General features: G+C 55.5%; 9 protein-coding genes. All 9 read left to right on the top strand.

Annotated elements, in window-relative coordinates; translation table 11 throughout:
- Positions 1 to 572: hypothetical protein (locus tag VK738_18295; GenBank protein ID HTD24616.1), on the top strand; the 572-nt coding region annotated here is incomplete at its 5' end.
- 1,101 nt (positions 573 to 1,673) lie between these two features.
- Positions 1,674 to 2,315, top strand: coding sequence for a PilZ domain-containing protein (locus tag VK738_18290; GenBank protein HTD24615.1), 642 nt, complete (start codon positions 1,674 to 1,676; stop codon positions 2,313 to 2,315).
- Between the two features lie 143 nt (positions 2,316 to 2,458).
- The gene (locus VK738_18285) at positions 2,459 to 4,300 is read left to right on the top strand and encodes an ATP-binding protein (protein HTD24614.1); all 1,842 of its coding nucleotides are present in this window, start codon (positions 2,459 to 2,461) and stop codon (positions 4,298 to 4,300) included.
- Between the two features lie 277 nt (positions 4,301 to 4,577).
- Entirely contained in the window at positions 4,578 to 6,368 is a 1,791-nt protein-coding gene (locus VK738_18280; protein HTD24613.1) for a TonB family protein, read from the top strand.
- A gap of 161 nt (positions 6,369 to 6,529) precedes the next feature.
- A complete protein-coding gene (locus tag VK738_18275; protein HTD24612.1) occupies positions 6,530 to 9,328 on the top strand; it encodes a valine--tRNA ligase in 2,799 nt (932 codons plus the stop codon).
- 70 nt (positions 9,329 to 9,398) lie between these two features.
- Positions 9,399 to 10,301 (top strand): methyltransferase domain-containing protein, encoded by a 903-nt coding sequence (locus VK738_18270; GenBank protein ID HTD24611.1) that lies wholly within the window; start codon positions 9,399 to 9,401, stop codon positions 10,299 to 10,301.
- 100 nt (positions 10,302 to 10,401) lie between these two features.
- Positions 10,402 to 11,280: a carboxylating nicotinate-nucleotide diphosphorylase gene (gene nadC / locus VK738_18265; GenBank protein HTD24610.1), complete on the top strand. Its 879-nt coding sequence runs from the start codon at positions 10,402 to 10,404 to the stop codon at positions 11,278 to 11,280.
- Positions 11,281 to 11,551: 271 nt separating this feature from the next.
- On the top strand, positions 11,552 to 11,827 hold the full coding sequence (locus VK738_18260) for a hypothetical protein (protein HTD24609.1): 276 nt from the start codon (positions 11,552 to 11,554) through the stop codon (positions 11,825 to 11,827).
- A gap of 80 nt (positions 11,828 to 11,907) precedes the next feature.
- Positions 11,908 to 12,696 (top strand): VWA domain-containing protein (locus VK738_18255; protein HTD24608.1); only part of this gene is annotated, 789 nt, incomplete at its 3' end.

Below are 12,696 nucleotides of genomic sequence, written 5' to 3'. Positions count from 1 at the left end.
TCCTCTGTCACCTCGGCAATTCCGTACTCGCGGTCCTGAAAGAACGAACTCGCGAGCAGCGCCGGGCCTCCGGCGAAGCCGCCCGCGCAGGCAAAAAACCGCACTATGACCGCGTCAGCCTGAATATCACCCCGATTGCCCCTAATTTCAATTTCGATTCCCATTCCGAAGAGAAGGTCCCAGGCGCGAACACCATCAAGCCCTATTCCGCGCCAGGCAAGCAAGACAAATCAGAAGACAAAGCCAAACCAGACCAAGGCAGGCTGAACACGGTCAGCCCAGACTCCGCCGCAGGCGCAAGCCAGCAAAATCAACAACCACCCCAACGCTATGAACGCATCCTGCACAGACATTCTCACTTTCCACCGGTGATAATCCCAAAGCCAGAGAACAAAGCTCCACAGCAGAACGTTGTCAACCCTGACCCGGTCGCGAGTGCCCCTGAACCAGCCGCGAGTGCAAAAAGCCCGGAGCTCAGTGTTGAGGAGATGAACAATTTCTTCGGGCCCAAATACTACGAACCGCCGGAAAGAAAAGATCAACATGGGGTTCGTTACATAAACACGTATTGAAAGAATACTGATCCACAAGCTCGAAAAAGCATTCCAGGAATGCAGGGCCCAAGACAAAAGACAAAAGGCCTTTTTAGATCTTTGAAAATTAAAAAGAGAGTAGCCGGTCACTGGCCTGCAGGGGCTGAAGCCCAATAACCTGCCCTGACACAAATCTCACCAACCAAGCAAGCAGGGGTAGGGGGCCAACTTGCGATCAATCTCTCCGAAGGGAGAAGCCGGGCTTTCCTGAGGACTGAGGACTAACGACGGGAGTCTCTTCGAGACCCAAGCCAGCAGGGGGTACCCCCCTAATTGAATCCGCGAAATCTGCGGCGAGCTTTTGTTTTTAGCGAAGAGCTAAGAGCAAGGGCTTTGATCTGAGCGCTGCGCAGACGGTGAATGTTTCACCTTGGCCCAAGCCACGCTAGTCACCTGAAGCGTGATGTTTCCCCCGTTCCTGCCACTAGTGTATAGCAGGTTGCGGAAGATGAAGCCAAGTTGGGAATTCTCAGCGAATTCGACCAACTTGATACGGGAAGGCGACTTTTCCGCAACCTGACACTACGTGAATAACCCTAGGTGGCAACGATGGCCGCTAAGACCAATTACTGAAGGCTTGTTCATTGCTCAGAAAAATTAGTAGCATTTTTTCATCCAGCAGGTGTGATATTTCTCCTGTTTTTGCCACTTATACTTATACATAAATAACCAGTGGGGCTGTTTCTGTTGCGGCCCACGAATGGGATGTTTCTTTCCAATCGCCACTGAGCGGAATTTTCTACACCCACAGAGCTGGCCATCGTCGCGCAGAGAGTGCGCCTCACGATAGAACCAACCTGTGGAATTGATTTCTCCGGACGCCGACAGCAAACGACGTCTGGTGAACGGTAGGCAGAGCTGACCTTTGACAGTGCGCCATGTCCACGCTTGGTTCAGGGTGCGGGCTCCCAATGCCCTCTGCCTGCCGACAAAATATCGAGACCATAGTTCAATCGAAAGACAGGGGCGGGCGGCCGAGTTTTCGGCACAGCCTGAAAAGAGCAGAAGCGCTTTAGATGGTCTTGGTCGTACTGTAGCTCAACCAAACCCCCTAACCCCATTTGGAAGCGTTATTGGATTATGAAACGCAACTCAGCTTCAAACGAAAAGATGGACTTTCGTAAATTCAGCAGGCTGGATTTGGCTACTCCTGTGGAAGTTCGAGCTGGGACTTCGCGAACCGTCGGATTAACAGAAAACATCAGCTTGGGCGGCTTGTTGCTGCAATGTTCTCCGGGGTTTCAGTCCGGCGGAAGAATTGACGTGCTCTTCAACCTGACAGCAGGGCTTTCGGTCAAAGCCCGCTGTTCAGTGGCGCACGTTCAGCCTAAAGCCCGAATTGGTCTGCGCTTTTTAGATCTCGAGACCTCCTACCAGAAGATGCTGGATGAATTCATTCGTGAGATCGCACTCCAAATGCGGCAGTGGCAGGACAAGGTCGTTGTGAAACGACTCCACGTAATCGTAAAGGGATGCCCGGCAGGAGATCCGCAAGAGGCATTAGGGGAAACACTTTTGTTAAGCAGGCACGGCGGTGTGCTGATTTCCCGCGCCCGATTCAAGACCGGTGACGCGATTTTTTTGTGGTCGCCCGACAGGAAGCAAGGGGTGCACGCCAAGATCACTTCCCACCGGATGAGAGGCACAACCGGCCTGGTGGAGCTGGGATTTGAATTTGAAGACACCCACGATCTGTGGGGGACCGATCTTCTGCCGCGGTAATCGAGAAGAGATCCTGCGACAATGGTTAAAAGATATAGACTTAAAACCACCCTCACAACCGGGCAAACCTGTTATAAAGTCGTTTGTAGGCAAGATGGAACCCCTCGGAATTCTGCCGATTGGCGTCGAGCAGGGGGAGAAGAGTGTCAGCCTCGCAGCAAAGCTTCCCGACAGATTTTTCAGACGGACGCAAGGATCGTCTATCGCCAGAGCTCGTCCGCGAGGCGCATCTCGATCTGGCTGCGCGATTGGGGTACGGAGTTTACGGCTACGCGCTGATTTTTATCGCCCTGGGAATAACCTCACCCTATCCGACTGAGCATCCAAAGCTATTCTGGAGTCTGGCAGCAGCCGTGTTTCTCGCCATGGGGACGCGCGTTACCCTGGCGCTGCTGCGCGAACGTATTTATGCCGCGCACCCGCGCCTGTCGATGGGGTTGGTGACTCTGTCTATTCTCCTAGGTTCTGGCGCCTCGGGATTGTTGTATGTCAGCACGCTCCGCTCCTACGGCTTCGAAAACTGGACCTTCGTCATTGTCCTGCTCTGGACGGCTGGGATCGTCGCGGGATCCGGCATCTCCTTCGCGCCCAATGTTAAGCTACTGGCGCTTCACGTCGCTCTCCTTCTCGGACCGGTAACAATCCAAAGTCTCTTGATGGGTGGCGCCCAGGCCAATACTTTTGCCACATTCTGCCTGGGGCTTTCCTTTTTCATGGCGCTCGTCGGCCGCCAGATGCACACGGTGTACTGGCAGCAGTTGCGCGACCGCGCCCTGGAAAGCGCAAGAGCGCGTGAGCTGGAAGTGGCCAAGACGGCGGCTGAGTCTGCGAATCGCGCCAAAGGCCAGTTTCTGGCCAACATGAGCCACGAGATCCGCACTCCAATGCATGGCATCCTCGGTATGGCGCAACTGGCAATTGATTCGGAAACGCCGGAGGAATCCCGCGAATACATTAAGACCTTACAGAGTTGTGCCGAAGGGTTGCTGGCGGTTCTCAACGACATTCTCGATTTTTCCAAGATTGATGCTGGAAAGTTGACTCTGGAGAACATCCCTTTTTCTCTCCGCCGGGCCGTGGATGACGTCTGTAAGCTGGTTCTTCCCCAGGCGCTCACCAAGGGATTGGTTTTGGAGTGTCAAGTTACCGACAACGTGCCTGATCTGCTGGTCGGCGACCCCACGCGTCTTCGCCAGGTGCTGATCAATCTGGTGGGTAATGCCGCCAAGTTTACCGTGGCCGGATCGGTGAAGCTGCAGGTTGCGCGAGCCGAGTCAGGTTTGGCCGGCGCTCAAGACCAGGTGAGTTTGATCTTTCGGGTTACTGACACAGGCATCGGCATTTCAGAAGCAGACCAAAAGCATATCTTCGAGGCGTTCGCTCAAGCCGACAGCGGAGTAACCCGGCGGTTCGGAGGAACCGGCCTTGGCTTGGCAATCTGCTCCCAACTTTCGCAGTTGATGGGCGGTCATCTTTCGATGGAGAGCACGCCCCACGTGGGCAGTACCTTCCAATTCGCCTGCAGCTTCGCCATAGGAAAGGAGCGAGATTTACCGATGCGTCCGGTGGCTCCGGTCGAACCCGAAGTTCCGGTGCGGATCCTGCTGGCCGAGGATAATCCCGCCAACCAGGTGCTGGCGGCGAAACTTCTCTCCCGGCGCGGCCATAAGGTCAGCGTCGTATCCACCGGACTGGCAGCTTTGCAGGCCTGGGAGACAGGAGAGTTTGACCTTATCCTCATGGACGACCAGATGCCGGTAATGGATGGAGTAGAGGCGGTACGCCAGATTCGTTCGCGCGAAAGCGCGGGCCACCGGAGAAGGACCACGATTGTTTCTCTCTCGGCCAGCGCTATGCTGGGCGACCGTGAACGTTTTCTGGCTTCAGGCATGGATGGCTATCTGGCGAAGCCGTTTTCCTCAGAAGAGCTGTATGCGACAGTCCGGCATTTCGCCAACCCGGAACGGCGCCCGGCGGGGGGGTAAGAGCTATAAAATGAGGGCTTTAAACTCTTACAATGAAAGTTAGTTGTACGTATGGTCTGCCGAATCGTGCATAAGTAATATGAATAGTTACTATAAACAGAAGCGGCCACCACGTCCTTCGACTTGAAAACATAATTTTTTAAGGTATATAGTGTTATGTAATCTCCGCAGGCCACTCGGATTAAAAAAGACGTTTGAGCAGTTTCTCCCCCCATCTACTGCTTTTCACGCCCGAGCGGAATTCAGGTAGGTACATGCTGTTGTGAGGAGGCACCCCGTGAAACGGCTCTTAGTGTTGCCGGTTTTAATGGTATTGGTATTTACCGCTGCGCCCGTGCTGGCGCAGGATTCCGATTTCCGTGCTGACTATGGCGCGCTCAACGGACGGCGCTATGTCAATGGCTATTTCGGCTTTTCATATCGCTTTCCCGAAGGATGGGCCGGCAGTGCGTTACGATCACCCGCGCTGGGTGAGAGCAGGATGTATCCGTTGTTTGCGGGCAACCCACAGGATGCCAGCACAACCGACCTTCGCTACCTCAGCATTAACGCTGATTACCTGGTACCCAACACGGTGATCAAAACACCCAAAGACTTTCTGGAAGCTGCCATTAACCCACAGGCCGGTCCTTCCGGTCCTTTTGAGGTGCTGTCCCTGCGTTCAGACAAGCGCTTCACTACCTACGGAGGCAAACAGTTCTACCGGGTGGACATGAGGTCCAAACCGACCCCTGGTAATCCGGTGTTTTATCAGACGCAAATCTGCATTTTGCTGAAGAGTTACGCCATCACGTTTTCTTTCATGGCGGCCAACAGCGACGATATGGATGACTTGGTGCGCACCATGGAATCGCTCACCTTTTTTGAACCTGGCCTGATGGCCAATGCCCCGGCGCGCCCGGTGGCGATCCAGCCGCAAACCCAAGCTGAGCCTACCGTAGTTGCAACGATTTCAACGCCGCCAGCGCCGCCGACTACAACCATGCAAGCGCCTAGCGCAGTCTTGCCGGCAGGAACAACGGAAAACCGGGCCGCAGAGACGCAGTCTAGACCCACACCGGCGAAAACGACCTCGCGCAAGACTGCTGCTGCTGAAGTCTCCAGCGCGGCGTCGGAAGTGCCCACGGCAGAGGTCTCACTGAGCACGGTTGCCTCGAGTACCCCTGACACAGTTGCGGTTCAAACAGCGGCTGAAAGTGGTATGGTTGCCAGCGCACCGGTCACCTCTTTTCCGGTTAGTACTGCCTCGAATACGACAAGAACCGCGCCTGCAACGCAAAGGTCTGTAACCCCGGCTACGGCCAACACTTCAGCTCCCACACGGCAGACCGCTCCTTCGACAGTAATCCAGGCCGCGCATGCGCCAGCACGCGCGACCTACGAAACACCGGCAGCAACCAGAACGCAGGCGCCTTCGACGGTGATCGGCCACCCGGCAGCGCAACCCGTGGTGGTAAGCACGCCTCGAGCAGAACCGACGCCGACTCCGGTTGCAAGTACCCCAGCGCCAGCACCAAGCTACACGCCGCCACCAACCGCCAGGCCAGCGCCAACTCCGGCCTATGTGACGGCTTCTGCAGCAACGACAACCACCACCACAGCCGCTGTGCAAGCTCCTGCCCCAGTTGTGAGCCAACCCGTGACGCAACCGGTTATGGAACCTCCCAGAGCCGAACCGACCCCGACTCCAATCCCAACTCCAACCCCGACAGTCACGGCTGCCATGAATACTCCGCCGCCTCCTATCAGCACGCCAAGCACACCGAGTGCGGGTGCGCCTATGCGAGTGCATGTTTCAGCCGCAGTGCTCGATGAATACGTCACCCACAAGAGCCAGCCGCTGTATCCGCTCATTGCCAAGACCGCAGGCGTGGAAGGAATGGTTGTGCTCGATATCATCGTGGATGGCCGAGGCGGATTGCAGGAAGTCAAAGTGGTGAGCGGACCAGCGCTGTTGGTCCGAGGAGCGGAAGAAGCTGTGCGCCAGTGGCGCTTTAAGCCCTACATAGTGGATGGCAACGCTGTAGAAATGGAAAGCCAGGTCTCTATGAACTTCCGTTTGAGATAAGGACTCTCAGCGCCTCCGCGGTGAAATTACTAAATCCGCGTGATTCGTGGAATCCGCGGTGAGTTTTCTCCTTGAAGCTTGGAGCTGTTCCCGTTTGACCATCTTTTCCTCTGACAGTTATTCTGAATAATTCACCTGTGTGAGGCGTAGACGACTGCGCCTTGCCTGTTATCCCTATGCCACACGAACTGGCGAAAGCCTACAACCCGGGTGCAATTGAAACACGATGGGCCGAATACTGGGTGAAAGAAAACCTGTTCTCCGTGAGCGGGCCGCCTTCACAAGGCCAGTCTGTGTTCACCCTGCTGCTGCCGCCGCCGAATGTCACCGGGCACCTGCACATGGGGCACATGTTCGAGCACACCGAGACGGACATCATCATCCGCTGGCGGCGCATGTCGGGGTACTGCACGGTGTGGCTGCCAGGGACCGACCACGCCGGCATTGCCACGCAGTTGATGGTGGAGCGCCAGCTCGCCAGCGAAGGCGTGAAGCGGAAAGATCTAGGTCGCGAGAAATTTGTTGAACGCGTGTGGCAGTGGCGCGAGCATTACGGCGGGGTCATCCTTAAGCAGATGAAGCGCCTGGGCGACTCGGTGGATTGGTCGCGCGAGTACTTCACCATGGAAGAAAGGCTCAACGTTGCGGTGCGCGAAGTTTTTGTGCGCCTCTATGAAGAGGGCCTGATCTATCGCGGCAAGTACATCGTGAACTGGTGCCCGCGCTGTATGACGGCGATCTCGGATCTCGAAGTGAAGCACGAAGAGACCGCGGGAAAGATCTACGAGATTCGCTATCCCATTGTGGGAAGCAAAGATGCAGGAAGTGAAGAATTTGTTACCGTGGCGACCACGCGTCCCGAGACCATGCTGGGCGATACAGCCGTTGCCGTCAACGCCAGGGATGAGCGCTACAAGCATCTTCATGGTAAAAAAGCGTTGCTGCCACTGATGGAGCGTGAAATCCCAATCATCCTCGACGATCTGGCCAATCCTGAGTTTGGCACCGGCGCGGTGAAGGTAACGCCGGCGCACGATCCTAACGACTTTCAGGCAGGGCTGCGCCACAACCTGCCGCAGATTGATGTGATGGATGAGACCGCGCACATGAACGCCAATGCCGGGCCGTACGCGGGCCTCGATCGCTTTGCGGCGCGCGAAAAAGTGCTGGCAGATCTACAGCAAGGCGGCTTCTTAGTAGCCGTGGAGGACCACGCGCTGGCCCTGGGCAGATGTGACCGCTGTAAGACCATCGTCGAGCCGCGGCTTTCAACGCAGTGGTTCGTAGCGGTGCATAAGCAGCCCAAAAGTGGCGGCGTGAGCCTGGCGCAGGGCGCGACCGATCCGGTGCTGCGCGGCGACGTACGCTTCACGCCCGAGAATTACAAGCAGATTTACCTGAACTGGATGGAGAACATCTACGACTGGTGCATCTCGCGGCAACTGTGGTGGGGCCATCGCATTCCGGCCTGGCACTGCGCCGATTGCAAAGAGATCACGGTTGCCCGCGAAGCTCCAACCCAGTGTCCCAAGTGTGGCAGCCAACGCCTGCAGCAAGACATCGATGTACTCGATACATGGTTCTCTTCCGCGCTGCTTCCCTTTACCGCCTTCGGCTGGCCTTCGCAGGATGAGAAGACAAAGCAGGAGCTGGCGGCGTTTTATCCGACTTCATTGCTGATCACCGGCTTCGATATTCTGTTCTTCTGGGTGGAGCGCATGATCATGATGGGCTGCCACTTCATGAAAGATCATCTGCAGGGTAATGTACCGTTTCGGGAAGTTTACATTCACGCCCTGGTACTCGACGCCGAGCGCCAGAAGATGTCGAAGGTGAAGGGCAACGTGGTTGACCCTATCGAGATCACGGAAAAATACGGCACCGATGCGGTGCGCTTCACCTTGGCCGCCATGGCCTCCCCGGGAACGGACATCGCCTTCAACGAGGCCCGCACTGAGGGCTACCGCGCCTTTGCTAACAAGATCTGGAACGCGGCGCGATTTATTTTTATGAACGTCGAACGCGCCGAGGCTGCCGGAGTGTGGCGGCTCAGCGACTTTCAGAACAAATCTGCACGTGGACTGGCTACGCCGCAGCCCAGCACGCTGAATACACTGGAAGACCGCTGGATACTCTCGCGCCTGAACCGTGTGTCGCAAAATTTGAAAGCTGCGCTGGAAAACTATCGCTTCCACGACGCCGCCAATGAAATTTATCAGTTCTTCTGGGGCGAGTTCTGTGATTGGTATATAGAGATTGCCAAGCTCTGTCTGACCGCCGGCCAAGATTCCGGCGAAGCAGAAAAAGGGCAAACACGCGTTGCCTTTGATAACCTGCTGGCGGTCTTTGAGACTTCCTTGCGGATGCTCTCGCCGTTTATGCCCTTTCTCACAGAAGAACTGTGGCACGCGCTCTATGATGGCAAAACCCCGAAGAAATCCATTGCGCTGGCGAGTTATCCGAAAGCCGAGGCCAATTTGCTCGATGACGCCGCCGAGACCGAGATGGCCATCTTGCAGGATCTGATCGTGAACATACGCAATATCCGGGCGGAGCTGAAGGTAGAACCCAAGCAGCGCGTTCCAGTCAGGATTTTCTCTGTTGCTGAAGTGCAAAAGAGCTTCGAGCAGAACCGCACCGTCATCGAAAAGCTGGCCAATGTGGAATCCATTGAATTCACCGGAGAGTCGCTGGCCAAAGCCCCTTCGGCGCGCAGTACCGCGCGCTTTGAGGTCGCCGTGGTTTACGAAAAGAAAGTTGACGTCGCTGCCGAGCGTGAACGCCTGCGCAAAGAGCTGACGCGACTTGAGACCGAACGCAGCAACGCCGAACGGCAATTGAGCAACGAAGGGTTTCTACGCAAAGCGCCACCAAGTGTGGTGGAGAGCCTACGCAAACGCAAGGCCGAGTTGGATGTGCTCATCAAGAAGACACAGCAGGCATTGGATGAATTGCAGTAGGCATTGTTGTGCTCTTGACCAGTTCTCTTTTGCCGTCCCTTAACATACATAAAGTAGAATCCGACCATTCATGAACTGGAAGTTTAAGGCCGTGGTTGCTGGTGTTTCCAGCGTTGCGCCCATGGGGCCACATTTCTACCGCTTCCTGCAGAAGCGTTTTGGGCGGCTTGACCTGTCATCGCATACGCGCCTTGTCAATCAGTTGGAAATGGCGCAATGGCTTGCTCCTTATGGGGGTGTTGCTGGAAAAACACTCTTTGAGGTCGGCACCGGACATATTTCCTGGATTCCCATCGGTTTCTACCTTTCAGGTGCAGAAAAGGTATTTACCTACGATCTTTTCCCTCGCTTGGATATCCATTTAGTGAAAAAAGCCCTTGCCTGGATCACTGCCAATAGAGATGCAGTTGCATCCATGTACCCTCATGCCGGCGACCGGCTGGACGTGCTGGTCAGGATGCGCTCTGATCCTCAAGGATTTTTAAAAGCTGCCAATATCGTGTATAAGTCGCCGGCTGACGCAGCGGCCTCCGGACTTCCGGAGCAGAGCGTTGACGTGCATTTCTCCTTTTCCACGTTTGAGCACATTCCGCAGGACTCAATTACTGCGATCATGAGAGAGGCTCGACGAATTCTCCGGTCCTCTGGAGTGGCAATTCACTTCATTGATCCCAGCGATCATTTTCAGCATCACGACAGCTCCATAACCAAAATCAACTTCTTGCGTTATTCTGACAGAATGTGGCGGCTCATTGGCGGCAACCAGTTCGCTTACTGCAACCGGCTTCGTGCGAGCGACTACGTCCGGATCCTTTGTGATACTGGATTTGAAATCAGACGACAATACGTCGAGGTTGACCAGCCAAGCCTTATGGCGCTTCGCAATGGGTTTCGCATTCACAAAAGTTTCTCTCATTACGACAAAGAGGATATGTGTTCCATTAAGTCTTATTTGCTGGCCAGTGTTGCCTAGCGGTCAATGTCCCACTGCGTCTATGGCTTGTAACGATCTTGTGGTATTTTCACCAATAACCCTTTGGAGCTAGCGGACGTTAGAAGCCGGCAGCTAAAGCATGGATTGGAACAGTCGAAGACTCACCGCGATCCTGGAAAACGCGTTGCGCGAAGACAGCGCCATACGCGATGCGACGACTTACGCCTGCATTGATGCTCACCAGCGCGCCACAGGAACAATTCTGGCCAAACAGGATTGCGTGCTGGCCGGCATCGGAGCGGTGGCCCGCATCTTCGATGTCTTTGCCCAGCTTGATGGCACGGTGGTCTCGCACGCAGAGGTGACTTGCCACCCTGAGATTTTCGACGGCGTGCGCCTGCACCGGGGGCAGCAGGTGGCGGTGGTGCGGCACAACGCGCGCATTATCCTTTCCTGCGAGCGCGTCATCCTGAATGTGCTGCAACGCATGAGCGGAATCGCCACCATGACCAAAAAATTTGTAGAGGCCATCGCCGGCACGCATGCGCGCATCCTGGATACGCGCAAGACCGTGCCCGGTCTACGCACGCTGGATAAATATGCGGTGCGCTGCGGCGGCGGACTGAATCACCGGCTCGATCTTTCCGGCGGGGTGCTGATCAAGAACAATCACATCGCAGTTGCGGGCGGGATTGCCGCCGTGCTGGAACTGGCGCTCAAAAACCGCCGTGGTGCACAGCCGATTGAGATCGAAGTACGTAACCCGGAGCAATTGGAAGAGGCCTTGCAGCACGGAGCAGAGGCCATTTTGCTGGACAACATGACCCCGGAGACGGTGGCCGAGTGCGTGCAGCGCGTGCAGCGGCATACGCGCCGCGTCCCGCTCGAGTGTTCGGGCGGGATAACCCTGGAGAATGTCCGCAGCTATGCGGAAACCGGCGTGGATTATATCTCGGTGGGTGCGCTCACCCACTCCTCGCAAGCGGTGGATATGAGCCTGCGGGTCACGCCTGTATGACCCGCGGTACCACCCTTTTCTGAAAGAACGCTGAAAGTTTTCAACTAAATTTTCTCCCAGGAAACGAAAACAAAATTTTACTTTCAAGGGCTGGATTTTCCCGGTTCCGCAGAGATACAATCCTTAAAGTAAGTAATTGCTTACTTACTTTAAACGGAACGTTTTGGCGATTTTGCGTTGACACCGGGTTGGCCCCATGCGTCCCCTGAGCATAGAGGCGAGGGGGAAGCAGCGAAGCGTTGCAGGGCCCTCATATAAAGGAGAGTCTCCCATGCGCAGAACAGGCACTCCGTACTTTAGTGGATTCAACGTTGCGTTATTCCTTATTCTGAGCGCAATTATTTTCTTTTCTTTGGTCCGTTCTGTTTTCGATCCCGCACGCTCGGCATGCCAACGCCGGGCGCCTCAGATGAAGCAGCAGTCACTGATCAATCCATCTCCGGCGCTCAGCGCCGTCAATGCCAAAGTGACCGTTCCCCGATTGCCGGGCAATGCTTCATACATGGCGAAACCGGAAGGAAAAAAGCCGCAAGACAAGAAGCCGTGAGGCAAGAAGCCAACACAGCAGAGACTTTTAGGGTTAAATTGTAAGTATCAACGAGTGAGTTTTAAAGGAGTCCCCCCCCAATGCGCAGATTCAAGGTTGCATTACTCCTGGTTGTAGTCGCAGTTGGTTTTTTCTGTTTGGTTCGTCCGCTTTTCGGCGGCGAGCCCCGGCCCGCACCCGAGTTGAAGCGGCGGCCGCCTGTGGCGAACTCGCAGCCACAGGGCCAACGTAACTGGATACCCAACACGGTCAAGGTCAACACCCGCCTGGTGGTGCTGGAAGTAGTCGCCACCGACAAAAAGGGGAAACCCATCACCGATTTCAAGGCGGGCGATTTCACCCTGCTCGAAGACGGCAAGGAACAAAAGGTGAGCGTTTTCCAGTTGCAACAACCCACGCCGCCGTCGAATGCAAAAGTGCCCTTTCAGCTCCCGGCAAACGTCTTCACCAATGCCGTGCAGCTTCAAACATCAGGCCCGCGCAACGTCATTGTGCTCGATGCCTGGCGAAGTTTGCCTGAGAACCAATCTTTTGCCCGATCGCAGATCATCAAGTATGTCAAACAGATGCCGGTGAACGCTCCTACGGCAATTTTCGAATTCGGCAATGGAGGAATTCGAATGCTGCAGGATTTCACCACGGACCGCAATTTGCTTCTGAAGGCGGCCAAAAAAATCAAAACCGAACTTTCCCTGGTGCAAAGCCGCGGAATGCAATGGGGCATGGGCGGGTACTCATCTTCTTTTCCAGCCCAGTATCTGTCAAACATAGGAGCAGGAGACGAGAGGCAGGTGTTGCAGGATTTTGCCACCACGCTGGCTGCATATCCCGGCCGCAAGAACCTGATCTGGATCTCCGACTCGCTGATG

Source organism: Terriglobales bacterium (assembly GCA_035487355.1).
In the GTDB taxonomy this organism is placed as follows: Bacteria; Acidobacteriota; Terriglobia; order Terriglobales; family Acidobacteriaceae; genus QIAW01.
This window is presented reverse-complemented; position numbering and strand designations above follow the sequence as displayed.